The sequence below is a fragment of the Bartonella bovis 91-4 genome, from assembly GCF_000384965.1.
Classification (GTDB): domain Bacteria; phylum Pseudomonadota; class Alphaproteobacteria; order Rhizobiales; family Rhizobiaceae; genus Bartonella; species Bartonella bovis.
Genome location: NZ_CM001844.1, coordinates 970,042 through 995,965, shown reverse-complemented (window position 1 = coordinate 995,965; position 25,924 = coordinate 970,042). Strand labels below are relative to the sequence as shown.

36 protein-coding genes and 4 pseudogenes are annotated in these 25,924 nt (G+C 38.9%); 13 read left to right on the top strand and 27 right to left on the bottom strand.

Annotated features, from left to right (window positions below; translation table 11 throughout):
- The 4 genes from BBBE_RS04410 to BBBE_RS04395 are packed head-to-tail and all read right to left on the bottom strand — an operon-like array spanning window position 1 to window position 2,459.
- A complete protein-coding gene (locus tag BBBE_RS04410; RefSeq protein WP_010700777.1) occupies window positions 1-825 on the bottom strand; it encodes a baseplate J/gp47 family protein in 825 nt (274 codons plus the stop codon).
- On the bottom strand, window positions 822-1,151 hold the full coding sequence (locus BBBE_RS04405; protein WP_192812757.1) for a GPW/gp25 family protein: 330 nt from the start codon (window positions 1,149-1,151) through the stop codon (window positions 822-824). The genes BBBE_RS04410 and BBBE_RS04405 overlap by 4 nt, the downstream gene beginning before the upstream one ends.
- 8 nt (window positions 1,152-1,159) lie before the next feature.
- A complete protein-coding gene (locus BBBE_RS04400; protein ID WP_010700779.1) occupies window positions 1,160-1,945 on the bottom strand; it encodes a phage baseplate assembly protein V in 786 nt (261 codons plus the stop codon).
- Window positions 1,929-2,459, bottom strand: coding sequence for a hypothetical protein (locus BBBE_RS04395; RefSeq protein ID WP_010700780.1), 531 nt, complete (start codon window positions 2,457-2,459; stop codon window positions 1,929-1,931). Before BBBE_RS04395 ends, BBBE_RS04400 begins: the two co-directional genes overlap by 17 nt.
- Window positions 2,460-2,494: 35 nt before the next feature.
- On the opposite strand from BBBE_RS04395, the gene BBBE_RS04390 reads away from it, so the two are divergent.
- From BBBE_RS04390 to BBBE_RS04375, 4 genes are all read left to right on the top strand, one after another.
- The gene (locus tag BBBE_RS04390; RefSeq protein WP_010700781.1) at window positions 2,495-2,773 is read left to right on the top strand and encodes a hypothetical protein; all 279 of its coding nucleotides are present in this window, start codon (window positions 2,495-2,497) and stop codon (window positions 2,771-2,773) included.
- A complete protein-coding gene (locus BBBE_RS04385; RefSeq protein WP_010700782.1) occupies window positions 2,763-3,080 on the top strand; it encodes a type II toxin-antitoxin system HicB family antitoxin in 318 nt (105 codons plus the stop codon). The genes BBBE_RS04390 and BBBE_RS04385 overlap by 11 nt, the downstream gene beginning before the upstream one ends.
- Window positions 3,081-3,158: 78 nt before the next feature.
- Window positions 3,159-3,425, top strand: a complete 267-nt coding sequence (locus tag BBBE_RS04380) for a BrnT family toxin (protein ID WP_010700783.1) — start codon at window positions 3,159-3,161, stop codon at window positions 3,423-3,425.
- Window positions 3,403-3,708 carry a BrnA antitoxin family protein gene (locus BBBE_RS04375; protein WP_010700784.1) on the top strand — a complete coding sequence of 102 codons (306 nt, stop codon included), beginning with the start codon at window positions 3,403-3,405 and terminating at the stop codon, window positions 3,706-3,708. Before BBBE_RS04380 ends, BBBE_RS04375 begins: the two co-directional genes overlap by 23 nt.
- Before the next feature lie 79 nt (window positions 3,709-3,787).
- Here the strand turns inward: BBBE_RS04375 and BBBE_RS04370 are convergent, their stop codons facing one another.
- From BBBE_RS04370 to BBBE_RS04320, 11 genes and pseudogenes are all read right to left on the bottom strand, one after another.
- Complete coding sequence (locus BBBE_RS04370; protein WP_010700785.1) at window positions 3,788-4,165, bottom strand: head-tail joining protein; 378 nt, start codon at window positions 4,163-4,165, stop codon at window positions 3,788-3,790.
- 1 nt (window position 4,166) lies between these two features.
- Window positions 4,167-5,243, bottom strand: a complete 1,077-nt coding sequence (locus tag BBBE_RS04365; RefSeq protein WP_010700786.1) for a major capsid protein — start codon at window positions 5,241-5,243, stop codon at window positions 4,167-4,169.
- A gap of 13 nt (window positions 5,244-5,256) precedes the next feature.
- Complete coding sequence (locus tag BBBE_RS04360) at window positions 5,257-5,622, bottom strand: head decoration protein (RefSeq protein ID WP_010701370.1); 366 nt, start codon at window positions 5,620-5,622, stop codon at window positions 5,257-5,259.
- A complete protein-coding gene (locus BBBE_RS07535) occupies window positions 5,619-6,071 on the bottom strand; it encodes a hypothetical protein (RefSeq protein ID WP_010700787.1) in 453 nt (150 codons plus the stop codon). The genes BBBE_RS04360 and BBBE_RS07535 overlap by 4 nt, the downstream gene beginning before the upstream one ends.
- 42 nt (window positions 6,072-6,113) lie before the next feature.
- Window positions 6,114-6,968, bottom strand: a pseudogene (locus tag BBBE_RS04350) (S49 family peptidase); the annotation flags it as partial.
- Window positions 6,958-8,473: pseudogene (locus BBBE_RS04345) on the bottom strand (phage portal protein). The pseudogenes BBBE_RS04350 and BBBE_RS04345, both read right to left, overlap by 11 nt.
- Window positions 8,473-8,721 carry a phage head-tail joining protein gene (locus tag BBBE_RS04340; protein WP_010700790.1) on the bottom strand — a complete coding sequence of 83 codons (249 nt, stop codon included), beginning with the start codon at window positions 8,719-8,721 and terminating at the stop codon, window positions 8,473-8,475. The pseudogene BBBE_RS04345 and the gene BBBE_RS04340 overlap by 1 nt, the downstream one beginning before the upstream one ends.
- A gap of 3 nt (window positions 8,722-8,724) precedes the next feature.
- Window positions 8,725-10,623 (bottom strand): phage terminase large subunit family protein, encoded by a 1,899-nt coding sequence (locus BBBE_RS04335; protein WP_010700791.1) that lies wholly within the window; start codon window positions 10,621-10,623, stop codon window positions 8,725-8,727.
- A pseudogene (locus BBBE_RS04330) lies at window positions 10,616-11,184 on the bottom strand (hypothetical protein). The gene BBBE_RS04335 and the pseudogene BBBE_RS04330 overlap by 8 nt, the downstream one beginning before the upstream one ends.
- 257 nt (window positions 11,185-11,441) lie before the next feature.
- Window positions 11,442-12,029 (bottom strand): phage tail protein, encoded by a 588-nt coding sequence (locus tag BBBE_RS04325; protein WP_010701369.1) that lies wholly within the window; start codon window positions 12,027-12,029, stop codon window positions 11,442-11,444.
- A gap of 3 nt (window positions 12,030-12,032) precedes the next feature.
- Window positions 12,033-12,380: a hypothetical protein gene (locus tag BBBE_RS04320; protein WP_010701368.1), complete on the bottom strand. Its 348-nt coding sequence runs from the start codon at window positions 12,378-12,380 to the stop codon at window positions 12,033-12,035.
- 346 nt (window positions 12,381-12,726) lie between these two features.
- Between BBBE_RS04320 and BBBE_RS04315 the strand changes: the two genes are divergently transcribed.
- Entirely contained in the window at window positions 12,727-13,005 is a 279-nt protein-coding gene (locus tag BBBE_RS04315; protein ID WP_010700799.1) for a type II toxin-antitoxin system RelE/ParE family toxin, read from the top strand.
- 10 nt (window positions 13,006-13,015) lie between these two features.
- Window positions 13,016-13,324: a HigA family addiction module antitoxin gene (locus BBBE_RS04310; RefSeq protein ID WP_010701367.1), complete on the top strand. Its 309-nt coding sequence runs from the start codon at window positions 13,016-13,018 to the stop codon at window positions 13,322-13,324.
- Window positions 13,325-13,345: 21 nt separating this feature from the next.
- Here the strand turns inward: BBBE_RS04310 and BBBE_RS04305 are convergent, their stop codons facing one another.
- The gene (locus tag BBBE_RS04305; RefSeq protein ID WP_010701366.1) at window positions 13,346-13,891 is read right to left on the bottom strand and encodes a hypothetical protein; all 546 of its coding nucleotides are present in this window, start codon (window positions 13,889-13,891) and stop codon (window positions 13,346-13,348) included.
- A gap of 14 nt (window positions 13,892-13,905) precedes the next feature.
- On the bottom strand, window positions 13,906-14,355 hold the full coding sequence (gene ssb, locus BBBE_RS04300) for a single-stranded DNA-binding protein (RefSeq protein WP_010701365.1): 450 nt from the start codon (window positions 14,353-14,355) through the stop codon (window positions 13,906-13,908).
- 551 nt (window positions 14,356-14,906) lie between these two features.
- Between ssb and BBBE_RS04295 the strand changes: the two genes are divergently transcribed.
- Both BBBE_RS04295 and BBBE_RS04290 read left to right on the top strand, forming a co-directional pair.
- Entirely contained in the window at window positions 14,907-15,206 is a 300-nt protein-coding gene (locus BBBE_RS04295) for a BrnT family toxin (RefSeq protein WP_010701364.1), read from the top strand.
- Window positions 15,184-15,489 (top strand): BrnA antitoxin family protein, encoded by a 306-nt coding sequence (locus BBBE_RS04290; protein ID WP_010701363.1) that lies wholly within the window; start codon window positions 15,184-15,186, stop codon window positions 15,487-15,489. Before BBBE_RS04295 ends, BBBE_RS04290 begins: the two co-directional genes overlap by 23 nt.
- A gap of 87 nt (window positions 15,490-15,576) precedes the next feature.
- Here the strand turns inward: BBBE_RS04290 and hisS are convergent, their stop codons facing one another.
- From hisS to BBBE_RS04275, 3 genes are all read right to left on the bottom strand, one after another.
- Window positions 15,577-17,043 carry a histidine--tRNA ligase gene (hisS, locus tag BBBE_RS04285; protein ID WP_010701362.1) on the bottom strand — a complete coding sequence of 489 codons (1,467 nt, stop codon included), beginning with the start codon at window positions 17,041-17,043 and terminating at the stop codon, window positions 15,577-15,579.
- 102 nt (window positions 17,044-17,145) lie between these two features.
- Complete coding sequence (locus BBBE_RS04280; RefSeq protein WP_010701361.1) at window positions 17,146-17,421, bottom strand: hypothetical protein; 276 nt, start codon at window positions 17,419-17,421, stop codon at window positions 17,146-17,148.
- Window positions 17,418-18,149 (bottom strand): antA/AntB antirepressor family protein, encoded by a 732-nt coding sequence (locus BBBE_RS04275; RefSeq protein ID WP_010701360.1) that lies wholly within the window; start codon window positions 18,147-18,149, stop codon window positions 17,418-17,420. Before BBBE_RS04275 ends, BBBE_RS04280 begins: the two co-directional genes overlap by 4 nt.
- Window positions 18,150-18,532: 383 nt before the next feature.
- Here BBBE_RS04275 and BBBE_RS04265 point away from each other — a divergent pair, with 383 nt between their 5' ends.
- Entirely contained in the window at window positions 18,533-19,354 is an 822-nt protein-coding gene (locus BBBE_RS04265; protein WP_010701359.1) for a hypothetical protein, read from the top strand.
- Between the two features lie 275 nt (window positions 19,355-19,629).
- On the opposite strand, the gene BBBE_RS04260 is transcribed toward BBBE_RS04265, so the two are convergent.
- The 7 genes from BBBE_RS04260 to BBBE_RS04230 all read right to left on the bottom strand — a co-directional run bounded on the left by BBBE_RS04260 (window position 19,630) and on the right by BBBE_RS04230 (window position 23,902).
- Window positions 19,630-20,154: a hypothetical protein gene (locus BBBE_RS04260; RefSeq protein ID WP_022708682.1), complete on the bottom strand. Its 525-nt coding sequence runs from the start codon at window positions 20,152-20,154 to the stop codon at window positions 19,630-19,632.
- A gap of 177 nt (window positions 20,155-20,331) precedes the next feature.
- Window positions 20,332-20,685, bottom strand: a complete 354-nt coding sequence (locus tag BBBE_RS04255; protein WP_051093574.1) for a hypothetical protein — start codon at window positions 20,683-20,685, stop codon at window positions 20,332-20,334.
- Complete coding sequence (locus BBBE_RS04250) at window positions 20,669-21,790, bottom strand: DUF1376 domain-containing protein (protein ID WP_010701356.1); 1,122 nt, start codon at window positions 21,788-21,790, stop codon at window positions 20,669-20,671. Before BBBE_RS04250 ends, BBBE_RS04255 begins: the two co-directional genes overlap by 17 nt.
- Window positions 21,780-22,127, bottom strand: coding sequence for a DUF1376 domain-containing protein (locus BBBE_RS04245; protein WP_010701355.1), 348 nt, complete (start codon window positions 22,125-22,127; stop codon window positions 21,780-21,782). The genes BBBE_RS04250 and BBBE_RS04245 overlap by 11 nt, the downstream gene beginning before the upstream one ends.
- A gap of 172 nt (window positions 22,128-22,299) precedes the next feature.
- Window positions 22,300-22,782 carry a hypothetical protein gene (locus BBBE_RS04240; protein ID WP_244428345.1) on the bottom strand — a complete coding sequence of 161 codons (483 nt, stop codon included), beginning with the start codon at window positions 22,780-22,782 and terminating at the stop codon, window positions 22,300-22,302.
- 212 nt (window positions 22,783-22,994) lie between these two features.
- Complete coding sequence (locus tag BBBE_RS04235) at window positions 22,995-23,516, bottom strand: hypothetical protein (RefSeq protein ID WP_010701353.1); 522 nt, start codon at window positions 23,514-23,516, stop codon at window positions 22,995-22,997.
- A complete protein-coding gene (locus tag BBBE_RS04230) occupies window positions 23,513-23,902 on the bottom strand; it encodes a hypothetical protein (protein ID WP_010701352.1) in 390 nt (129 codons plus the stop codon). The genes BBBE_RS04235 and BBBE_RS04230 overlap by 4 nt, the downstream gene beginning before the upstream one ends.
- An 83-nt stretch (window positions 23,903-23,985) precedes the next feature.
- Between BBBE_RS04230 and BBBE_RS04225 the strand changes: the two genes are divergently transcribed.
- The 4 genes and pseudogenes from BBBE_RS04225 to BBBE_RS04210 form a co-directional block, all read left to right on the top strand.
- On the top strand, window positions 23,986-24,603 hold the full coding sequence (locus tag BBBE_RS04225) for a LexA family transcriptional regulator (protein WP_010701351.1): 618 nt from the start codon (window positions 23,986-23,988) through the stop codon (window positions 24,601-24,603).
- Window positions 24,604-24,879: 276 nt separating this feature from the next.
- A complete protein-coding gene (locus BBBE_RS04220; protein WP_010701350.1) occupies window positions 24,880-25,275 on the top strand; it encodes a hypothetical protein in 396 nt (131 codons plus the stop codon).
- Window positions 25,275-25,586 (top strand): antA/AntB antirepressor family protein, encoded by a 312-nt coding sequence (locus BBBE_RS04215; RefSeq protein ID WP_022708680.1) that lies wholly within the window; start codon window positions 25,275-25,277, stop codon window positions 25,584-25,586. Before BBBE_RS04220 ends, BBBE_RS04215 begins: the two co-directional genes overlap by 1 nt.
- Window positions 25,587-25,653: 67 nt before the next feature.
- Window positions 25,654-25,924 (top strand): annotated as a pseudogene (locus tag BBBE_RS04210) (antA/AntB antirepressor family protein); the annotation flags it as partial.

Genomic DNA, 25,924 nt, shown 5'->3' with positions numbered 1-25,924 from the left:
CTATATACGCCCTTTGAAGTTAAGCGTCACTTTACCAATGGCTAAAATTTCTTCACTGGAGACGGCAATATCATCTGTAGGGGTAACAGCAACAACCTTCTGCACACCAGAGATCATCAGTTTTGAAATCCACCATGATAAACTTAACTCACGACCAAGAGCTTGCTCTTTCTTCCAAGCTGTGCGTAAATTTGCCTCCATTTGGGTTAAGATCTCTAAAGAAATTTCAGGTAAGAGCCAAACATCTGCTTCTAAATCTACAACCGTTGTTACTGCAGCGTGAACCTCAATTGTATCATTGGTCATAATTACGCTTTTATCCGTGAGCACTTCTTTGACTCTTTGTAATAAATCCTCACTCGCTGTTGCTTGCTCATTCTCACCAAAAATAGCCACATGAATAGTGGGGTTTTTCCCTTTTCGATAAATGATTGCATCCTTCACACGACTATCTGCTGATAAGGCGAAATATCTATAATAAGGTTCTGTTCCACCCCCTTTACCAGCCCGTATACGAAGCTTAATGCGTTCACGATAGCTGTCATCACTTTCACCTTCTAAGCGTTCAACACCATGCCACTCACCCAAAGCATCAAGAAATTCACCTGTTGCAAAGTCAAGAACGGTGTTGCGTGCAGCTTCATTAATACGCTGCCTTAAGAGAAATTCTCTGTAACTTGCAACCTCAATAATTTTAACTGCTGGATCACTTTCCAGAGGTGTGTAATTGGGTAAAAGTTGTTTTAAATTCTCAAGACAGGCAGCACGTATTTCTTCAATAGAAAGCTCTGGAATGATTTCTGGTTTTATGAAATCCTCGTTCATCCTATCTGCAATCCTTCCATCGTGATGGGCTTTCCTGAAGGGGCGTAAATTCCTTCAAAGGACATGAAAACTTTTCCTGTCTCAACAGAAGTTAAATTCACTTGTTTAAGCTTAAAACGAGGCTCCCACCTATCTAAAGCCTCTGCAACAGCTGCATAAATGGCTACTTTAAAGGTGTCATTGACTGGATCATCAATCAAATCAAGAACACGCGAACCATAATTGCGACGCATAACCCGTGTTCCTATCCGTGTCATTAAAATATCCATAATGGACTGACGCAAGTGATCAACTCCAGACATGGATTTGCCTGTCTGACAATTCATTCCTATGCTCAAATAGGGCCTCCCGTTATAGCACCACCAGATGTAACACCAGGGTGTTTATGGCCACTTCCAACGTTAACACCGTTGTGCTTTAACCCACTCGACTTAACGGACACCTCACCACCCGCTTTGAGAGAGGTGCCACTACTTGATTTAAGGGACATATGACTGCCTGACTCAAGAAATGCACTGCCACTTGATTTGAGTGACATATCATTGCCTGATTCAAGAGAAACCCCATCACTTGATTTGATAGAAACATTTCCCTCTGCCTCCAGTGTCATGTTTCCATCTGCCTTTAAAGTCATGTCACTTTCTGAAATAATCTTTATGCCATCTGGAGCGGTGATTTCTAATTCACCTCCTTCACCTTTCATGGAAACCCCATCGGATATCGTTAAAATGAATTTGCCTTCTGATTTGATCGTCAATGAATAAGTGCTTGTTTCATCATCATATTCAACCGTTGTGCCATCAGGATATATGGTTGTATGAATATTGCCCTTATCAGCTGCTTGATTGGCATCTGTATGAATAGAGCCAATAATCATCCCTTGCGATAAATCACCTGATGTGGAAAGGACAATAACTTGCTCGCCCACATCACGTCCTTCATAGGAACGCGTTTTTCCTGCACGAGCTTGTGTGTCTGGAATCCAATCGCTTACAATATTACCGCTTTGAACACGATAGCGTGCGTTTTTATGATCAACGTGACTAATCGTACCTACCATAACCATATTGGCCACACGTCTTTTTAAATCTGTAATTTCTCTGTCACGCCGCTCTAACATGGGAATTTCCAGTGGTTTGATATTTATCCTCATTGTTAGGCCCTGTGTCGGGATCAAAGCCGACACAAGGTTTTAAAAAGACAGTGCTTTCTTCTTCAGGAGGGATATTGGTTACATAAGTGACTTCAAAGGTTAAAATAGAACCATGCAATGCTAAGGAGCCATTATCGCCAAAAGCCATGGCAATGTTTTGTAAGCGACAGCTTTCAACTGTGTTGTTGAGATTGGGGTTGTTATGGAAAATAGTTTCAATTTCCCAGGCTAATTGATCAACAAAACGTGCTCCATTTTCTCTTGTGTCATAGCATTCAACATCAACTGTTAAAACACGTCGTCTTACCCCATAATCGTGCCCATCTTCTATTGTTTCGTTTTGCGTTGATACATTAACAAACGGGTGATCTTCAGGAGAGAAATTAAAGTCTCGCATGTTGTAGATTTCATCACCAGCAGCTGTCTTGCCAGCTTTGATTAACTCAACAAACGTCTCTCTTAATGTATCTCGTGGATGCATCTTAATTCCTGTTTAGGCGATATCAGTTGAAAACTATGAAAGCATTGACTAGTATTAATAATGACACTAAACATGAAATTATGAGTCATAAAATTGAAAAAATAGTCAGCTTGATGAAAACATCACCTTTGTTAGCTGTATGTGGACATTTCTTTGGAGAACCGCGGAACAATGGTTCAAGCCATTTTGTTTTTAAAACCCCGTGGTTTGGAGATCCTCGTGTAAATATTCAAAAAAGTTCTGGTAACAAAGCAAAAGCTTATCAAGTCAAACAAATTTTACAAGCGATAGAAAGGATAAAGAATGAACAATAATCATTATACGTATCGTGTTCTGTGGTCGCAAGAAGATGAGGAATATGTTGGTTTATGTGCTGAATTTCCTTCTCTTTCATGGTTAGATGTTAAAGCAGAGAACGCTTTAAAGGGTATTATGAATCTCGTTACAGAAGTTGTTGAGGACATGCAACGCAATGGAGAGGATGTTCCTATACCTTTGTCACATGTAAAATATAGTGGCAAATTTCAGTTAAGAATACCACCAGAACTCCACAGACAATTAGCAATTCAAGCTGCTGAAAATGGTGTGAGTTTAAATAGATATATTTCTTCTAAATTGTAGTTCTTTTTTTATAGCTCTATGTGAATTAAAGTACACTTTTTTGTTGACGGTATCATATTTTAGGTGTACATAAAATGTATGAAGATAGTGTGGGATGAACCCAAAAGAGTTTCGAACATTGATAAACATAAACTTGATTTTGCAGATGTTATTTATTTTGACTGGGAGCGTGCCTTTATTGATGCAACACATTCAAACCGCATGAAAGCTATCGGACATTTTGCTGACAACACAGCAGTTATTATTTTTGCAAAACTGGGTGTTGAAGCAATATCTATTATCAGTTTTCGTCAAGCAAATAAGAAAGAAAGAGAGGTTTTTAATGACTACCAAAGAAACCTTTAAAGAAGGATGTGGCTACACAAAAGAAGATTGGGACGCCGTGGATTCACCACCACTTACAGACGAGGAGCTTGCACGCTTAAAACCAGCTAAAGAAATTTTACCTACCTCCTTTTTTAAATATGTAATACAAGAGCGTCGTAAGCGTGGACGTCCACCAGTTAAATTTCCAAAACAAGCAATTACTCTACGTCTTGACCCTAAAGTTGTAGCCTCTTTTAAGAAACAAGGTAAAGACTGGCGTACACGTATGGGTGAAATCTTAACAAAAGCAAGTGGTTGCTAAAGCCACACGCAAAAAAGCGATTAAACCACAATGTTAACTACCTCCCCATCTGTGACGATGGAAAAGTAATCAAAATATTTTACTTCACGTTAGCCACAGCGTCCTCACGTAGGATAAGCTTATACATATTTGATTCCGAGGCTTGTACATTTGAGACAGTAAAATTTTCTTGGGAAGAAGTCATTTTATTGGTGTCAATTTCTTTAGGGGGTAAAATAACAATACAATCTCCTAGTTCAGGGAGCACGCCACCAATATCATTGATACAGACATCGAGCTCTTTCCTTGGGATTGTTGTTTTGACTCTTCCCCCAGCTTCTTGCTCAGCATGCTTAATACTATAAATAGCTGTGATATGAAAAGATTGCCCTGTTTTCTTTCGTGTATAGATAATGGGCTGACCAAAGGTATCGCGTACATCTTCAACCATTTGACTGATCAGCCCATACCATTGCATTTTATTGCGCCTTTACCACTGCTTTGAAAAGCATTTCAGGACGTGTGCAAATAAAGAGCGGGTAACTGTATACCTCAGGTTTCACCCATGCGTTGCGTTCTTTATCAGTTACAAGAACTGTATAAAGAGGTTTGCCGACTGTATTGACAAACTCCATGCTTTCACCCGGAGCAAAAGTTTTTTGGAATACACCAGGAGCTTTAACAGGAACGAATTGACATTCATTAGGTTTGATACCCAAAGCTCGCTTGGTACCTTGTTGAGAGCCCGCATTATAATTATAAATACTCCGATAATTGATGAATGTCACACCAGCAAAATCAAAACTTCCAAAGCTTCCAGATCCTATAGCGCCAGGTGTTGCTACCCCTCCTGGACTATTTAATATCTGAGCTAGAGATGTATTTAAATAGGTTTCACGAATTGTTTTGTGGCTTTTTAACTTAGAAAAGAATTCATATCCACAAAGCCCAACAATCCAAGACCGATCAGAAAATGCACCGCGTGATGCTTCAATCATCTTCATGACGACTTGATCAACCATATTGGCAACATCTGTTGTGTCATCATCGAGTTTAAAATCAATAGCCTTTGGTTGTTCGATACCCCATTCCTTGTACCAATCAATGATCATTGATCCGTCAGCATCAAGAACAGCACCTTGAATAGCTCCAAGCTGCATATTTTCCCAAGTCAGCTCAATTTCCTCAATCAGCTTCTTTTGTCTTTTAGCAATATATTTCATTGCCGTTTCAAGTTGATCTTCTGTACCAAATTCTCGCCGGTCTTGAATTTCTTCTGATGTTATAGTGTCCCCTTTAGCAATACGTGTTGTTTGGAAAAATCGAAGATTACGGCCATCTCTATCGGCTTCTATTAAAGGTGCGCCACGTTTACTGGTTTGAATAAGTGATAACGTATTATCACGTCTTTCAATACCAACTACTTTTGCCTTTGATTCAACTTCTTCAAAAAGATTAAGTGAACCAACTAAACCAGGTTTAAATTCATAATTTTCAATTGCTCTCATCATTGTTGTTGATGAAAAAGCATTGTGATTAAAAAAATCCATATCCATATTTGTATGTCTCCTATCGCAATAAAACGTTGTTTTTTTCTAAGGTTTGAATGGCCACTTCCTTTTTCTCTTCATCAATTTTCTCAGGCCATATCAGTTCAGATGCTTTGAGCGTGCATAAACGCACTGTAATCGTTGCCCGTTGATCGCTTTGTGATGCATCAACATTGGCATAAGAAATGCCCGCTGGAATTTGACTGCCATCTTCTGCATTGGGATTAAACGGCACATATTTGCCCGTTGATGTTACGAGCCCCATGACGGTTCCTGCTGCAACTTCAGATCCTTTTGCAAAGATTACTTCCTCGTTTGACATGTCAGGGTTATAACGCCCAAGATAAGCGCTATCACGAGGGCCCTCATAAAAAACTTTACTCATTGTATCGTCCCCCAAACCTTGTCCCATTTTGCATAAATATTTGCCTGAGTATTTCCTTCCGGATGGGGTGCATAAGGCGACACGACTAAAGCCTCGCTTTGTGACGTAGCATTAGCCAAAATAATGCTCTTTGCTTCCTCTAAGCTCATACCATCTTGAATAGCTTGTGCTGCATTAAAAGAAACGCCTAAACGCTGGGCTTGTTTTTCCAGAGTCATAAAACTCTGAGCACGCTTTCTTTCTTGTTCAAGTGTCGCTTGAATGATGGTGTCTTTGTCTTCATTTGTGTTGCTGTCTTTGGTAAAAGTTTCAGCGTTAACGCTAATGTCAACAGCGCTTACTTCTGCAGAAGTTTCAATCTTTTCGCTTTCTTCTCCTGCAGATAATTGCGCGGAAAGCTCACCATCGTCTTTGGCGCGATATTTTGTCCGTAACATATATTTCACCATATATTTAATTCCTTTGTTTGATTTCATATTCAGGGATTATTGAATGGAAGCGGTTAGGGCTTCCAAAGCTTGTGCAAATGTGCCTTGCGCATCTGCTAACCCAAGCTCTACAGCCTGGGCGCCTATAAATGTCTCTGCTTTCATGTCTTTGATAGCTTGAACACTCGTAGGTCTGTTTTGTGCTACTAAATCGACAAACATGTCGTAGAGAAGCGCACAATCTGCTTGCATCTTTTCAAGGGCTTTATCAGCCAATGGCTCATGAGGATTCCCGTGAACTTTGTGATCCCCTTCAAAGACAAATGTCCATTTATATCCGTCCATTTCATCAGCACGCGACTGATCAAGGTGAGCACACACAACCCCAATTGACCCAACAATTCCTGTGCGTGCAACCCAGATTTGAGAAGCCGCACAAGCAATGGCATAAGCTGCTGAGCACGCCATTTCATTGGCATGGGCCCAGATGGGTTTATTGTATTGTTGTGAAAGTGCACGAAACGCGTCAACCAAATCAAAAACACCACCTGCTTCGCCACCACCACTATCGATATCTAATAAAATTGCACCAACATCAGGTTGCTCAATGGCTTCTTGGAAAGCGTCTCGTAGACCATCGTAAGATGTTAATCCTGACGCAGCACTAAGCCACGCGCCACGGCGTACAAGTGTGCCATGAACCGGGAGAATAGCCACATGGTTTTTCACCACATAAGTCTCAGGGGGAATTTGAGAGAGAGGATCCTCTTTAGAAAATGCTCCAGGGGGAAATTTATTCCCCTCAAAAAGGCGTGGTGTCATGAAATTAAGAATGACATCAAACTTTGCAGGGGCAAGCATATGCGGTACATTAAAAAGTCGTGAAACCAAAAAGGGCATATCAACATTATTCATCATCTTCATGCACCTCATTGTTGTGATCATTTTCACCCCCTTCGTCAGTGTTCCTCAAATCAGCAGAAAGGTTGTCACCATCTGTGTCGAATGATAATCCAAGTGCCTGCGCGCATTTTTGCTCTTCTGCCAACTCTGCATTAATGGTATCAATATCAAAACCACGCTCAGCCAGTGCCATGCGTCGTGTTTTTAGACCTGCCCGGATTTCTTCTTTCTCAGCTGCGATGTCTCTATTGGGGTCAATCATCTCAAGAGGGGCTGCAAAGCTTTCACATTGGGTCCATGGTAAGGGGTTTTCTTCCCATCCTGGTAATTCAACACACCCAGCAAGCACGGCCAGTTGAACAAAGCGTTCCCAAACGACGCGATTGAACTGAAAGGCAATGATGTGTTCACGCCATTTTTTGACTTGGCGTCTAAATTGGATAATGGATGTGCGCACATTAGAAAAGTTACCCCGCGTCACATCACCTGTAAGAACAGAATAAGGAATACCTAAAGCTGATGCAATTTTTAAAGTATTGCGATATTGAAAGGCTTCATAAGAACCTCCAACTTCCACAGGACTGGAGAATTTAATGTCTCTATTCTCTCCCATATAAAGTGTTGCACCAGGTTCAGTTATAGGAAGATCTGGTGGTGCCTGTGGAGATGTTGCGGATTTGTTTTCATCATGATTGCCTGGTGCTGCTATATCACCAGGATTTTGATCCTGTGATAAAGACAGCAAAAAGAGCGGCAGTTCTTTTTCTATCAATTTCTGCATCGTCATAGCATTCAAGCTGGAAGATCTTTGTCATACAGCGTGTGGCTTTGGGGCATCCTCGCAATTGTTTTGCAATGCGGGGTTCTTTGATATGAATAACCATTTCAGCAGGCACTCTAACCCGCTCTTGATCTGTAAATACCGGAGTTACATGATGATCATCGTAAGGGTGACGCTTCCAAAAATGATAAGCGACACGCTTGCCCCTTGCATTGAATTCAATTCCCATACGAATGGTGTTGCCTTTAATTGCTGCTGGTCCGTTATAGGTTAAGTCCAGCATTTCTGAGGGGTAAATTTGCAATTGAAGCGGTATACGCGAGCGTTCATAAAAGTCGATATAGTGCAATCTTACAAAACACTCACCAGTTAAAAAAACCTCACGAGCAATCATTTCTTGAAGACCATAAAAGCTAGCATCTTCATCATAATCAGCCTCATCGACCCATTGCCACCAAAGATCAAGAAGCTTTTTCTTTTCTTCCTGAAAGCCTTCAATCTTAGGGTAGGGCTTAATTCCATCACTGACTGCTGCTGAAACCCATTCATCTGTTGCAGATCCATAAAGGGATTCATTGTCATAGAGCCATCTTGAACGAGCGACAATTGTATCACCACATTCTTCGATGGCTTTATTGATGTGTTTTTTGGCAGGATCAAACCCACTCAATCGACGGCTACGACTTGCTGCTTCAAAATGGGGATTATGATTGACTTGATGCATAACAGTACTTGCCATTAATATCCCCGTGATGTGGTAAGATAGTAAACATATGAAGGCTTGTATCCTTCAAGAAGGGCTATTTCCTCTCTCAGCATTGTAAGGGCTTTGCGTATGTCTTCAGTAGAACGATGATTGACTTGCTTATCACCGTGACGCACAGATTGTGCCCCTGAATAAAGTGCATTTTCTAATTGTTTTCGTTGTTTTTTAAGCTCTGCAAGTCTTTCGTATTTGCTGTTCACTTGCTTTGATTTTTCATACATAGATTATCTCCAACCTCCTTGCACATAAGGGTTGATTTTTATTGCGGTTTGTTTCTTTTCAGGTTCTGGTCTCAGTCTTTTTGGGTACTGTGGGGCTGTTGAAGAGGTTTCAATGTTTTTCAAACGCTCTTCTAAGATGTCGACTTCTTTATTGAGATTGAGGCCTGCTAAAATCAGACCCTGTAAGGCAGCGTAAGCATAAACCCTACAATCGAGAGCCTCGTTTCTTGCTGTTTCACTTTTATGCCATTCTATCCGCTGATGGCCTTTGAAATATTTGATGACCTTTTTTTCAGCAGTGAGCTGCTCAAAATATTCTCGATCAAGGCTTTTATGAAAGTGCGTTGCACCAGATCCTGAGGCGTCAGGACCTGATTTCTTAAAGCGCCTTGTGATGGTATCTTTTGCTGAATCAACACCAACGATATATAAATTAATTTGTCCTTTGTTGTTTTTACTGGGGCGATGTGGCCATACAGGGCGCGATCCTGCTTGTCCTTTAATGCCCCAGATACGCTTTCCTTCACGAGGACGCACATAGTTGTAAACGTCTTGTGTATGACTGCCTCCTGTATCAATACAAGTTGCTGCTATTTTTATTCCATCTTTGAAACCAGGATGGGGCCATCGTTTTTGAAGATACTCATCCAGCTGATCCCAAATGTCTAGAGAAGAGGGATCTCCTGGAAAGACTTGATAATCAATGTTCCAACTTTCTTCACCACGTCCCCAGCCTACAACTTCAAGCTCTAAACGATCATTTTGTACGTCAATACCTGCAGTGAGGAGAACTGCTTGAGCAGGGGCAAGGGGATAGTCTTCACGTTGTGCATAAAGGCCGTCTGGATCAATGACTTCTCCTGATTTATCTTCCCATGGCTCACCTAGAACGATGTTAACAAAAGTCTGTAAAAGCGCAGGATCATTTTTAGCTTCTAAGAATTTAAGGGCACACTCTCCCCATGTCATCCAAGGTGAATAGAGTGCTGAAATATGGTAAGAGCGCAAACGAGGTCTAATTGGCTCTTTTGTTGGTATCCAACAAGCACCTTTTTCTTCAGACAACAAATCTTCTTTACGGTGCTCAGCATGCTCATGACCACAATGGGCACAAACAAACACAGCCTGTTCAGGAGCTCCTTTAGGCCATTTAATTTGCGACCAGACAATAGGTTGAAGTGTGCCACACTCATCACAAGGCACATTGTAATATCTCTGATCTCCTAAGACAAAATCTTTAGCGATACGACTTGTGTCACGATGAGTTGGTGTTGATAATTTAAAAATCTTTCGTTGAATAAAAGTTGCACTACGTGCTTCAGCAAGATTGACAGGATCTCCTTCTCCATCAACATTCAATGGATAGCCATCAACTTCATCAAGGACCAAATAACGAATAGGCATCGATCGCAAGCCAGCAGCACTATTGGCTCCTGTAAGCATCAACACCCCACCATCAAATTCTTTCGAAAACATTGTATTTCCACTGTCTCTAGCGCGGGCAGGGGCGATACGTTCGTTTAATGCAGGACTGGCCTTAATCATCGGATCAAGACGCGTTTTAGACACTTTCTTTGCCATTTCAACTGTGGGCATCACATAAAGAGCAGGGCCAGGACTATGATGAATGGCATAACCACAAAAATTCAAGCCAGCCTCTGACATACCAATCTGTGCACCTTTCATTACAACTGTTTTTTCAATTGGGACGTAAGAGGAAAGATTATCCATGATTTCCCGTAGATAAGGGGTACGTTTAGTTCTCCATAATCCAGGTTCAGCACTGGATACTGTGCTTAAATAACGGTTTTTATCTGCCCATTGTGAAACTGTGTAAGGAGGGTCTGGTTGACACGCTTGACAGGCATGAAAATAAAAAAAACCTTCTCCTGTATCAGTCACTCTTCTCTTCCTTATGACCTTGAGTATCCTGATCATGGAAAGGAACGGGAATTTTATTTATTTCCTGTAAAGCTTCTCGGATATAATGATCAATGGCACCAATCAGGCTTGCGCCATCACACTCAACCTGAGCTGCAATACGTGCACCAAAGCGATGAGGAAAATGCAGCATGATATCACGATAAGCTCTTCCAAAATTACGTGCTGCCCTCTTTACTTCTTCACGGTCAAGTGTTGTTTCTTTTTTTGCTCAAGGTCAATTGTCTCACTTTCAAGAGCAACTTGCATTCTTTGGAGTTTTATCTTGTGTTCATTAGCTCCTTCTATAGAAGTTTGCTTTGTCTTTGTGCGAGGCTTTCCATCTTCGCCTACAACATAGGCTTGCTTGGTGGGATTCTCATTCCATAAAGCTGTTGCTAATTCTTCATTGATAGAACCATCATCATAAAGGGCTTCATTAAACTTTCCCGTCTTAAAACGAGCAATAACCGCATTAGGATAAACACCCATCTTCTTTGCAAACGCTCGAGCTGATAGGCCTTCTCTGGTCTTTTTGTTCATAATTTTCCGTGATTGAATATTATGGCTTAAAAGCTACCTCACCATGGAAGGAAGGTGGCGCATAATAATACGTTATTTATCAATAATTTATGTGTACAATGTACAGTCATTTAAAAAATTTGTCGCTAGCGATATGTCGCGCTTGATTGCCCCGCACCCCCCCATCCCACTGGAAAGTACCTTTTAAAAACTTTTCTCTCAATAATTTGATTTGAAACATTAAAATCATCATATTCTTGTCTATAAATTGGTATGGTTTAAGAGTGTGTGGCCTTTTGATTGACCATATATTCTTGCCGAGCAATTTGGCTCTGTATATTTTTAGTTAGCCTCTCACGAGCATGGTGTTCAATAGAACTTGAGACCTTTGGTTTAGACATGACATAGGCAATCGAGGTGCCTTCTTGTTTTGCGATTGGAAACTTATCTCCACTTGTTCTCGCAAACACGTGTCCTCCCATCTTTAGATTAACACGCTCTGGAAACTTTCCCCCTCGAATGAAACCATGAGGTATGACTTCTCTTTTGCCAAAGATTTTGTAAATGACGCCACGCTTGGTTTCCCTTGCCTTAAAGATCTTAAGAGGGAGGGGAGAAGCTGAACCAATGATATCGGCTTCAAGAAATTTTGCTGTGGCTTTGCCGTTAATGTAGACACCTTTTTTAACGCGTTTTGGTGGAATTGAAGCATCCTCTGCAACCTTCTTTTCAGCAAAACGCTTAACCTGTTTGGCTGTGGTATTAATAGCATTACGCAAAGCCCAATGAAGACGTGGGGCTTGAAGACTTGTAAAAGTATTTTCTGCTTGTTGCAGATACCACTTGGCATGGATCTTTAACGCCAAAATCTAAACCTTTTTTGTTCCACGCGTTGATGATTTAGAAGCTTTCGTTTTTTTAGACTGTTCGTCGGTTTCTATAGACGTTTGTTCAGTTTCTTCAACAACCTGTGTAACTTCTTGCGTATCTACGTCTGTAGAGACCTCTTGCTCATTAGGCTTTGGTTTTTCCTCAACAGTTTGTGATAGCCATTCTTGATAAAGCTTAGCAGCACCAGCACGTTTAAGACGATCATAGACTTGCGAGGAAATCTCAACGAATGGATTACTTGGTGTGGAAGGTTCAAAACGGACAGTGGCTTTGTTGTCACCAAGGACGCACATAGGTCTTGTGATGACTGCTTGTACTTTTTCCATAATTATTCCTTTTGAGAAATTAAGATATAAAAAAGACCTCACTCTCGGGAGGAAGAGAGGAGGTCAATAAATAGGAGTGACTGAATTTGATTTGTTTAACAAAAAACCCTGCATTTGCAGGGCTTTCAAAGACGTTAACGGCAAGAAGAACTTACATGAATACTCAATTTTGGACGCAATAAAACTAGTGCAGCAATGTCATTAAATACGATTTTTATCCCCCTGTCAATTAAAAAAATCATAATCTGGTATTTTTTATTTTCACAAACCTAAATCTGGTACTTTCTAAGTATAAATGTAAGCTTTCTGTTGACGTTTCTATTTTTTTTATACTATAAAATATGACATGATTAAAACGTTTAAAAGCAAAACACTGGCTGAATTATTTGCGACGGGAAATTCATCCAAAATTGACAAGAGACTTTTTAAACGGATCATTGTCCGTCTTGACCGTTTAGATGTTGCTGAAAAACCCGAAGACATGAATCTTCCAGGATTTAATTTTCACGCTTTGATTGGATTTCACCCCACTCGTTACACCGTACATGTGAATGGGCCATGGTGTATCACATTTGAATTTGACTCATGTAATGCTTATCGTGTTAATCTTGAACAATATCACTAGGAGTAAAATTATGAATGATATTCCTGTACAATGCAAAAGAAACCGCTGTCCTTCTCATCCAGGTGATTTACTGGCAGAAATTATTCCAGCAACTGGCAAAACAAAATTAGAAATTGCACAAATGCTTGGGATATCACGCCAGCATCTTTATGATATTTTGAAAACAAAAAAACCAGTTTCTCCTTCCGTTTCAGCTCGTCTAGGTAAATTGTTTGGGGATGGTGCTGCTGTCTGGTTGCGTATGCAAGCAGCTTATGATGCTTGGCATGCTGAGCGTGAAACAGATGTTAGTAAAGTTCCAACTATTCATATTATTTGAAAACCACATTAAAGCTGGAACTTACAAAGTTTTTTTCTTTTCCGGACAGTATTTCTGAAGAGCGTTTAGAGCGATGCGTAGAGAATTGACAAGATATTCCAGTTGTTGGTCTTCAATAACGATATACTGCAATGCAGCATGAAGATTATATTGACGATATATCCCCTGTGTTTCTCTGATAACCTCTTGCATAGCTTTATAGCGGTCGGTTGCTATTTCAACCCACTTGTCCCTTTCTCTATCATCAGAAGATGTTGGCATTTCATTATATATTGCTCCGGGCAATCCTTTCGCACACCGATAATCGTTTAACACCTGAATATACTGTTGTGACGCATCATACTGATCTTGATTAATCTTTTTTTCCAATAAATATAACCGCCCTACATAAGTGCCCATAAGCGGGTTTTTTGCCTCTTGAACACTCACCCCATAACGCTTGGCACGCATTTCAAGAGTTAACTGATCAACAGGCTCACGAGGTGTTTTTGCACGCGAGATACGTCCATTGGGTTCTCTTCTTTGACCGACTATTCTAGGTCTTCCCCGTTTCTTGCGTTTTTTCATGATAACTCTCCTGATTAAAACGGGATTTTGTCATTCAAAGTCGTTTCTGAATACTGTTGTTGTCTACTGTTCTCCCACGCCATTGTTTGCTCTTGAACGGCCATATCAACATTATCTTTTTGAACATTATTAAGGATTTTCAATTCACCCTTATATTGAGACAAGACAATTTCTGTTGTGTAGTGTGTTTGCCCGCTTTTATCTTGCCATTTACGCGTCTGTAATTGACCTTCAACATAAACCTTGGAACCTTTACTCAGATACTGAAGTGCAACCTTTGCAAGATGTGGATTAAAAACAACGACAGAATGCCATTCTGTTTTTTCTACTTTTTGCCCCGTTGCTTTGTCTAAATACTTTTGAGACGTGCCTATACGAAAATTTGCCACTTCTACTCCAGATGGCATTATTCTGCTTTCTGGATCGGCACCCAGATAGCCGACTAAAATTACTTTATTGATCATGTTTTTATATCTTTTCTAAGGAAAATAATTGAAACGAAATGAGGATATGAAAAGCTATTTTTACACTATCATAATATAGTGCATTTTCCAAAGAAAAAATGGTATAAATTATTGAAAATAAACAGTTTATTGTTTATTTTATTAGTGCATAAATGATGTTTTGTGTGCTATAATTTCATTGCTTGATGTTAAGCAAATTATAAACCAGTGCAATCAGCTGTTTTTAGATAAAAAAACGCATTGCAATTACTTGTTTTGAAGTACATGTATGCATGTGTCATAGGGGACAAATTGCACACGCGCTCTCTAAATTATATCACTGGAATTATAACATAAAACATATCTAATAATGAAGATGCCTCATTACAATGAGATCAGTTCAAACTTAGCAAGAGATATTTTAAAGCATAATGAATACGAAAAACGTTCGTGTGAGTGGAAACCCATTAGCAAGACAAAATAATAAAAGCTCAGTGCAAAGTACATAGAGTATAAAATATATCAAAATTAAAACTCTTGACGTATATACATAAATGTATTAACAATAAAGTATGAAAATAAGATTTGAGTGGGATAAAACTAAAGCGGAAAGCAATCTCCGAAAGCACCGTATAAGTTTTGAGGTAGCTGTTCGTGTCTTTGCAGATCCATTTGCTATGACTAGACAGGATCGTATTGAAAATGGAGAATATCGTTGGCAAACTTTGGGACTTGTAAATGGCTTTTTATTACTACTGGTAGCTCATACTATCTATGACGATAAAGATGGGAAAGAGGTAATTCGTATTATTTCGGCACGACGTGCCAGTTTGAAAGAGAGAAAACGTTATGAAGAAGAAAATTCGTTATGAGGTTGATGTGAATAATCTACCGCCTTTGACTGATGAGCAGAAAGTTGAAATTAATAAATTGGCTAAAATGTCCGACAATGAAATTGATTATAGCGATATTCCACCACTAGATAGCGCATTTTGGAAAAACGTTGTCCGTAATCCATTTTACAAGCCAACTAAAACTGTAACGACTGTGCGTGTAGATTCCGATGTGTTGGCATGGCTTAAAAGTCAAGGTAAAGGTTATCAGACGCGAATTAATGCTATTTTACGCGATGCTATGCTCCGCTCGATACGATAGGCTGACATAATCGTTCGCAAAAACAGAGTTATGCGTAAACATAGATTGGGTGTTCAGCTTCCACTCACATAGGAATTTGTGCTGTTTTTATTTTCTCAAAATATCCTGCACCGTTTGAACCAATTGATTTTCTTTAACAGTTATTTGCGCTGGGCGGCTTTCACGCCATGTTTGATTATCCTTAATTTCATTGGCTAAACGCGCACCTTCTACCAAATCTTTAATCTGAACTACTCCACGCTCACATTCTTGTGACCCTTGTATCACCACACAAGGTGCACGGCGTCGATCTGCATATTTCATTTGTGCTTTAATACCTGACTCCCCTAAATATACTTCAGAACGAATGCCTTCATTGCGCAATTGCATCACCATGTTCTGATAACGTGCAACGTTGCCTGGTTCTTTATCCATCATCAACACCACAACCGGGCCTGTTTTTTCTATCACACGCAATTTTTCAGTGTTTTGTAAAATTACTATTAAGCGTGATAAACCAATTGAAAAACCCGTTGTGGGGACGTTGTCATTACGAAAACGTGCAATCAAACCATCATAGCGTCCACCCCCACCAATAGATCCAAAAGTAAGCTTTTGTCCGCACATGTCACGTAATTCAGCTTCAAAAACAGGCCCCGTATAATAATCCAGCCCACGTACAACTGATGGGTCAGTTTTCATACAGTCCTTATAATCACTAGCGACAAAAATCTCCTGTATTTCTTCAAGTTCACGAACTCCTTCAACCCCACAAGTATTATGGCCAACTATGTTTTTGAGATTATCAATTGTTCCCTCTGCAGTTTCGCCCCTCGCATTCAGTAAGCTAATGATATATTCAATCTGGTCATCAGTCAGTTCCGCTCCTTTCGTGAAATCACCGCTTTCATCCAAACGACCTTTTCCTAAAAGTAAACGCACTCCTTCCAAACCAAGTCTATCAAGCTTATCAATTGCCCTAAAAACAGTTAAGCGTTTGTTTGCCTGTTTATCTTCCCCTAAACCAAGATTTTCCAAAACAGCATCCAAAATTTTCCGATTACTTAAACGAATGACATACTCATCACGCTTAATTCCTAATTTTTCTAAACTATCTGCTGCCATCATGCAGACTTCTGCATCAGCAGCTACTGTTGATGCTCCTACAATATCGGCATCCAACTGCATAAATTGACGAAAGCGCCCTGGCCCTGGCTTGTCATTACTAAAAACAGGTCCAAAACGGTAACTGCGATAAGGTTTTGGCAAAGCTTCAAAATTCTCAGCAACATAGCGAGCAAGAGGTGCTGTGAGATCATAACGCAAAGACATCCATTGTTCATCATCATCTTGTAAAGAAAACACACCTGCATTCGGGCGGTCTACATCAGGCAAAGACTTTCCAAGCACATTTGTATATTCAAAAATCGGTGTTTCAAGTGCTTCAAAACCGTAAAGTTCATAAACTTCACGTATCTGTGCAATCATTGTTTCAAGCGCTTGTAACTCTACACTCGTGCGATCAACAAACCCCCGTGGTAAATAGGCCTTGGTTTTCTTTTGTTTTGTAGACATGATGTTTCTCTATTCAGAAATGTAAGGAGCCTGTTAAGCATACAAATATAAAACTTAACCTCTCCCCACCTTTAAAAGATGGGAAGGGGAATGTTGTTTACTTTACACTTGATAAGATACTCCATCCGAACACGGACTATAAGCTTTCAACAAAGGATCCAACATTTTTGGAAGTTCTGAATTGCCAAAACCTGTAAGAATTGCCAGAATCTTGAGAGTATCTGGAGTCTCACTTTGAAGCTTTGCAATTAAAGCTTTTTCTACCACGTCCATAATTTCAACCAGAGTATTACAGTCCTCCATTTCAATATTCTCACGAGTAGCAAACTGAAACAAAGCCATCCACAAATCACATAAAAAGTCGATACTATTACTCATTGCACACCTCCATGGAATTCTTCACTCAGGTATGCCAATCCTTTGGATGTGATTTTTGCACTGGAAACGCTTTTTTCCGTCCCGTCTGGTCTTTGAATGGTTTTGGTTACACAATCCATCAATCCTTTTTTGATTTTGTCCTGATAAGGTAACAAAGGTCCACTTGAAAAACGACGATAAGCCCAATCATTGCCTTGTAGGTATTTAACAAACTCTTTGGGTTTTACTTTTAAATCCTTTGCAGCTTCATATATACCAAACAGACCATCAGACCGTTTTAAATGTTCAAGCGCTTCTGCTTTTGGTTTAAGCGTGTTAACTTCAGTTCTCAAATCTTCCAATTGTGTAATGCTCTCTAAAAGTAGTTGTCTAATTGTAAGAGGATTCTGCAAAGCACTTACGAGGTCCAAAGGCTGTTTTGCTTTTCGTTCGCACTCGATGAAATATTGACGGGCTTGATGTCCCTTTTCATTACGCTCGATCATAGCGAGGTGTTTGCCCATATCTAGTGTAACGTGGTATTCTTTTACTTTCCCACCGTTTTCTAAATTTTTAGAAAGCGTTACAAAATCGATATTTTCTCGAAAGTTACATTCTTTAATACGATTTTTAATCCAGTCTGCAAACTTTGATGTAATCTCCAAAAAAGAATGTAAGTCACGTGCGTTGACTGTTTGAACAGTTTCCTGCCCAACAGTTTGTTCTGATATTGTTATAAGATTGTTCATGATGAACTCCTAGATGTAATTAGCGTTTCTTAATGACACTCAAAAAGAGCGCCGGGTGTTAAGAAACACGGCATCTAGTCCGTCGTTATGCTTTCCCCATAAAGGGTATTGTATCGCATAACTACACCCGACAAAAGCACTATACGCTACACGCATACAATGAGTCAAAGTCTTTAATATGTGCGGAAAACTGATTATTTCGGCAACCAATCCGCTAGATGTTTTAAGGTGTTTCTTAAGCACCTGATTCGCATATAGACGTATTCCTGTTATATTGTCAATAGGTAAAAAATACATTTTTAAGTAGATAATCGGCACTTTTGTTTGCCAGCCCACTGTGAATCTGTTAGTCCGCTTTCTTATTTGTAGCGAAGGGAGAGGCGATGTACACCACACTTAACATAATTATGATGATTATATGGTTATTATCTTTACCGGTAATGATTACCGGATTGGTTCTAGTGTGCATAAAAAAACACAGAAAAAACGGATTAAAAACTCTTGGGCTCGGTATTTTTTTGTTTTTAAGCTCTTTAATAGCAGGTGTGGCTCTTGTAGATAAAATTAAATCAGATCAAATTACCCACAATAATGAAATTACCGCTTCATCGTTAACAGCATTAATAGACATCAACAATCAAGACGAAAACGCTATTCATACACCAACTGAGGATACTAATGATCAAGTCACCAAACCTCAAATCGAGGAATCAAAAAATAATGATGGAATAGGTTTTTTAGGATGGTTTTTACTAGTAATACTCACGCTTTTTACATTGTCCACTTTATATCATTACAGACAATATAAACGCAAAAAACATTTTGAAGAACAAGTTTCAATGTTACTCTCAAACGTCTCTCCTTCTAATTTTTCCGAAGCTAGTGAGATGTTTCCTGAACTTGACGCGTATGAATATGATTACCGTTTAATGCGCAATGAAAAATTGTTGGGTATTCAAGAATACGTTACCTTCATTAGCAGTAAAAAGACCAAGCCTTTTGGTCGTCTCCTAGTAACAAATCAAGCTATTGTATTTGAAAGCCCTGAAAAGAATGAACGAATTACTTGGACACAAATTGCATCAGCTAGTATTACATACCAAGGATGTCAGATCAATCGCCGTTCTGGTATAGCATGGAATTATGAATTCAATGCAATCCCCAGATTTGCTGCAGTGGTTCGAATTCTTGAAAGATATCATTAATTCTAAAAAGAGGTCTAAAGGCTGTTTTGCACGTCGTTCGCATTCAATGAAATATTGACGCACTGTATAAATAGTTAGGTAAGTAAGGTAGTAGTTTTTATTTCTCCACCCCGGTAAAAATTTACCGCGGTTATAAAGTCTTTTTTTTCATTAATTAACATTCACGTTTGGAAAGATTAAAGCAGTTTTGCGTCTTTCTTTGCTTGTCTAAATATAGGTGCCCTCAAATTTGAGGTCAGTGCTTGCAGGGTATAATCCTTCAAACATAATACCATTTACTCTAAAGGAGAGTAGACAGCATTTAAGTTAAACAAATGTACAAGACTGTTTATGAAACCACGCATTTGCAAGGCAATATCAGACACAAAAATTAGAAAAAAGTACCATAACAAGACATCCCAATAAAAATGAAACTCCCATTTTGAATCCCAAGAGAAAAAAGGTAAAACAATGTCTTGTCTGAGATTGCTTGGTAAAAGTAACAACAAAAGTGCTATAAAGACTATATGCAAAAAACTATACAAATATTCGCGCAAATAAACTGTTAGGATATTCAGATCTGTTGTTGTTTTATGTTGATGTTGAGGATTGTGATGCAACTCTGAAGAAACTCGAGATCTAAAGAAAGCTGCTATGAAAACCATGGTTACCAAAATAGCAAGAGATGAAAATATTAAAACAGCTTGAATAAATTCGGTGTTTTTTTCTATTTGCAAAAACTGTAACACCGCAAATCCTACGCTGTATATTACTACAGTTCTAATTTTTTTAAACATATCCAATTGCCCTAATTTTTGCATCTGTTCTATTTTTCTTAAATTAACTTCGTACAGAACGTTTTATGTTTCAGATGTGTTTGTGAGAATTCCATCAAAAAACTTCTCAATCTTTCTCTACGGTACCTTTCTGTTGATTTAAACGCATATCTAATCCAAAAATGATCAGCACTTTTCTCTACTTTGCTGTTCTTAAAATCATCAACCTGTTTTTGTGAATGGAATGACGTTCTCTCGTCTCTCTTGCTCTTTCAGAGCCTTTGCTTGTGTATTTTCAATCGCTCTGTGCACATACCAAGCTCTTGCAAGCACATCACTTTCTAGCTTCTGACAGTAAGAAACAAGTTCTGCACATGTGGGCATGAATACCTTTGACATCTCTTCAACTTGACCAGTGAGAATATTTTCAACGGCTTTTGCAAGAGCGTATGCTGAAACATGCTTGAGTGTTAGCTTGTAAGACGAAGCAACTGCATTGGGATCTGTGTTGGCTGGAACTCTCAAACTTGAGAGAAAAAAACCTGCTTTCTTAATCTGCTCATCCGAAGCTTTCACACTGAACAGTCTCTGCAGACGGTTGCAAGCTTCTAATGCTGTCATCTCCTCCTGCTTCGTCAATTCGCTCCCACTCTTGAAGGTCGATGGATACCCTCGGCTGATCCTCTTCATGATCATCTCCAGATGAAAAATCATGTCTGGAGCTTTCGAAACTTTCTGTAAGACGTTCGGTGAAACTTTTTTGTCGCTGAGAATAATTTCCATCCCTACCATTTTGTTTTTCCTTTTCCAATTTCGCTTTTTTCTTAGCTAAAATTCCATAGTCAGAAGTAACCCAGTTGTACCATGTCAGCTGCCAATCCTTGATCTCTGCACATTTTTTTGGTCTTGCTAGCCAGTAGTTTTTAAACCTCTCAAACTCTAACAACGCCTCATCATGCGTTAAGCCTCTGTCGATTGCGTATTGCAGATCAGGTTCGAAATCCTCAGGCAAGCGACAACCTCGTTCACTCCTAGACCGCTTGGTTTTCTTTTCAGTGCTTTTTTGCTGTGAAACGGGTGATTGATTTTCTGATGAGGACGTATCGTGATCCAAATGCTTCTCAACCATCTCATCGGTTGTTTCACTCTGAACCGAAACTTCAGTTGCTAAATCTTCTGAAACATTTTCTTTTTTTGATAACACGATAGTGTTAGTTTTTTTATATATGTTATTGTTAATGTGTTGTCGTGATGAACTCATCATGACCTCATCATGACTTTGTGATGACTTCATTGTTATGTCATCGTGATCTTTTGATGAGTTATCTTGATGCTTATTTCTCCTGGTATTTGCAGCTTTGATAGCTTTTTCTGAAAGCTTATTTAAATTGTCATTGCAATTCTTTAGTTCTTCTTCAACTTGCAAACTCCATAAACGGCCATCTTCTAAACGGGTGATTTTTTTCTTACGCAACAAAACATCTAATGCCTTATTCAAAGTATTTACTGAACAGCCAATACAACGTGCTAATGTAGAAATTTCTTCCCAAATTGGTTCTTGTGCTCGATACATGAGAGCAGTGAGTGTCATATAAGTAGCTTTCTCTGCTGCACTCGTACCAGAAAAATCCATGATCCATTCTTCATAGAAATTTCGAACCCAAGGTAATTTAGTTGCCATAATTTTCCTCCTCTTTTTTCTCACTTCGTTTTACGGTGTTTGAATTTTCACTGTTGATATCAAGATCAAATGCTGATGATGTGTGCCACAAACGGCCATTCTCTAAACGAGTGATATGATCACAGCTTATTAAAGTTTCTAATATCTTGTTAAACGTCTGTACTGAACAGCCACACAAATTTGATAAATGAGAAGCATTGTTAAAAATAGGTGTGCCCTTATCAATCATGAGTAATACCAACATTGTGTAAACAGCAGTCTCTGCTGGCTTCAAACCCATAAGCTCTTTTAAAAATTGACTAGGATAAAATTTCACCCAGGGTGATTTCGTTGACATCACATACCTCCTTGTTTCTTTAAATGTAAAATTGCCAAGCCTGTCTTCGCACCTAGATCAAAACAAGGAATGGTTTGTGAATTAAATTTCTTTTTTGATGGGGACGATTATCACACCCTATCTGTTGTGCTCACATTGAGTAGAGGCACTCGTGTCAGTTTCTGTGGTGTTGTTAACCGTACACATAGCCATATGCACCTTTAGAAATTTCTGTATTGCCTGAAATTCGCGCATTGTCGTAAACTAAAACATCACCGTGCACCCGCGCTTTGCCGGAAACTTCTGCAAAGCCATGAACCCAAGCATCACCATAAACCTGTGCATTATCAAAAACATCTGCACTGCCGGAAACCCAGGCATTGTCGTAAACGCGTGCATCACCAAAAATCTCTGCATTACCGTAAATCTGTGCACGGTCGCCAATGAGTGCATTTTCGTAAACGCGTACATCGTCGTAAACTTCTGCTTTACCGGAAACCAAAGCATTGTCGTAAATGCGTGCATCACCATACACCTGCGCTTCATCATCAACCCAACAATCACCCTCGTGAGAAAGATTGTTTTCTTTTTTTATGAAACCACCCAAATCACCAGCTTTAACATTACTAAAGTTTCTTAATGCTCTAATTCGATAAAGAGTGTGGGTGTACTCCATTCTAAATCTTAATATATGAACTTGCTTACTTTCTTCCGTAAGCTCGTATTTTATCTTCATAATTGTCCCCTCAGTTTAGGTAATACGTGGCTATACACGCTATGACAGAATGTCTAGCGCGTAGCTTTATTGAAAAAATGTTTTTGAAAGTAGCCTTCTAAAAACTCTGAACGCTAAATAATAAGAGGGCCACGTTTAAATGGAGTACGATGTTAAGCTTGAAGACGTTTGTTTGTCTGCAGATTTTTCTTTTGTTCAAAAGGAATGACTTTTATTGGTGGGGAAATCTCTATCGGTTTAACTGATTTTGCTATGTTGCTTTTACCATTGCTTTGACTGAGAATATCAAACAACTTCACATTTAAAGCTAATTTTTTCTTTCTCATTTGTAATGCTTTATTTTTTTGCTCAATTAAAGTGGATAGAGTTTTAAGTGCACTTTTTTCTTCCTCAATCAACTGATCTTCTTCTACAAGAGTTTCTTCATAGCGCTCTAGACAACTATTCACTTTTAACTTATGCAGCCTCTCTTTTAATGAAGGGGCACTTTCTTGTAGTGAGCGAATATTTTCTTGCGTAGAAGATTGTATGATAAGCTCGTCTGCACTATCCTCAGATGACGTTGCATCTGTGTATCCTTCTATTAACTTACTGGCATTCTCAATTCTTTTGTTACGACTTACTAATCTGTAAAATCGTGTATAAATTTCTTTTATCATCTCTTTTGCTTTCATATTCTTTCTTCTATTTGACAAGGCGAATTATCTCGCTGATGTTCAGTATCTGTGGAACTTTCCAAAAACGCAGATGTTGTTAACTGTGATCCATCTGGTGCAGTAAGATTTTTCTCGGAATAAACAGCATCTTTATGGTGTTTTGTCATTGGAAAGTAGACTTTACGAGATTTATTCTCATATGTATGAAGAAACCAATTCATTGTAACCCAAGATAACCCTTTAGATTTAGACAATTGAATAATTATGTTCCAATATTTTGGAGAAATACTATTACGATCGCGCATTTTACGCGCGGCTTCATAACTACATCCAATTTCTTCCGCAAATTGGCGGATAGATCCCCAAGACTCAATTAAATTTTTAACAGAAAAATCATTAACCATGATAGCTACAGTACGTTATGTACAATTTAAAATCAAGATAAAATCGTACACAATGAACAGAAAAAATAGTGGATAATGTACAAATGATTCTTTTACCAAAAGATAGACTTAAAATGGCACGTAAGCGCGCTGGATATCCAACACCGAGCAAAGCCGCGCGTGCTTTATCAATTCTCAATGTTAATACATTAACTAGTCATGAAAATGGAAATCGTGATATCTCGCGTAAAATGGCTAAGCGATATGGAGAGGTATTTAATGTAGATCCTGGATGGATTTTGTATGGCGAGTCTTCTCAGGATAATCCTAGTCTCAATGAGAGCATTCCTTTAATTTCGTGGGTTAGTGCTGGAGAATTAAGTGAGCAAGAAGGTATAACGAATTTTTTAGATTGTTCTATGATCGAAGCTGTCAACCTTCCAGCGGGTGAGTGGATTGCTTTACGCGTAGATGGTTCGTCTATGAATAAAATTAGCCCTCCAGATTCTATAATATTTGTAAATATGCGCGATAAAAAACTTGTGCCAAATGCTTGTTATGTTATTGCAGATGAAACTGGAAGAGCAACATATAAGCGGTACAGACCAAATGATAACCCTCCTTTTCAACCGGCTTCATATGACAGAACAATAAAAGCCCCAAAACTCGAAGGCGCCATCTCAATAATAGGCCGTGTACGGCGTACTATTCTTGAAATGTAAATATTGCAATCATCTTTCGTCTACTTAAAATTAAATGCTATCAGTGGAATCGCAGTTGCATTTTGTTGATTCCTAATAACAAGCCTGAGCATTTTTTACATTCTATATAATAAAGTGATTCTTATAGCGACAAGAAGACACAGATTATTTCCTCTTTTTTATCATTTTTTACAAATAAGTACATTATGTACTTGACTATATTTGGTACATAACGTACTTATTGTGTCTATGCACTACAAACAACCATTTGCCAACGCGGATTAGAGGGGATGAAAAATGAACGAACAGATTTTTGTAGATGATCATGAGATTCTGTTAGTTATATGTGATGATGGTTATCACGATGCTCGATCGGGACCACTGGATAGAACTGAAATCATGAACATTGTTGACGGTGTAGATGATGTTGTAAGAATTCTTCGTATTGATCTTCACTCAGACCACTATGATGATATTTCTGAAAAAATCGCTGAAATTTATGTAAAGGATAGCGACTCCTCTCTTTTAGAGCGTAATACACATCCCTTTATAGTTGATAGTAATGCATATCATATTCTGAAAGAAGATGTAGAAGAACAGATATATGCTGATAAAGTCTACGGTACTTATGAAGAGCAACACCGTTTACGTCCTTGCGATGTTTTAAACATGAATTATCGGAGGATGCAATAATGGAAGCTCCTATTACTCATCAGAATAATAAAACTGATCAAGAAACCGTGCGAATGGTGAAAATGGTGAAGGCTCATATATTACATGAGCGTTTGAAAATAAAAACCAACTTTAATGATTGGATTACTAAACGCATCCAAGAATATGAATTTGAGGAAGGGGAGGACTTTCGTATATTGCCTTTTGAAGATTCAAATGACCATTCAAAAAAGAAATACTACCTTACCGTAGACATGGCAAAAAAGCTTGCCCAAGCTGAGAAAAGTGGTGCAGCCAGAATAGTCTATCAACACCTCGCGTTTTGCGTTTGACAGATAAAGCAATAACACTTTCTTCCCAACACATCTAAAAATCAATCCAAGCAATATGAGGTCTGCAATGGAAGCGCTTATCGCTATTCATAACAATACAATTAATCAAGAAACTGTACAAACAGTCAATGCACGTGAGTTGCATGCATTCTTGGAAGTAGGAAAAGATTTTTCTACTTGGATTAAAGATCGTATTAATCAATATGAATTTGAAGAAGGAAAAGACTTTATCAAAACACAAGATTTGCGGTCCCCAAAATTGGGGAGCGCAAAATCTAGGGTGGTCTTGCAATAAATATCATCTCACCTTAGACATGGCGAAAGAACTTGCTATGGTC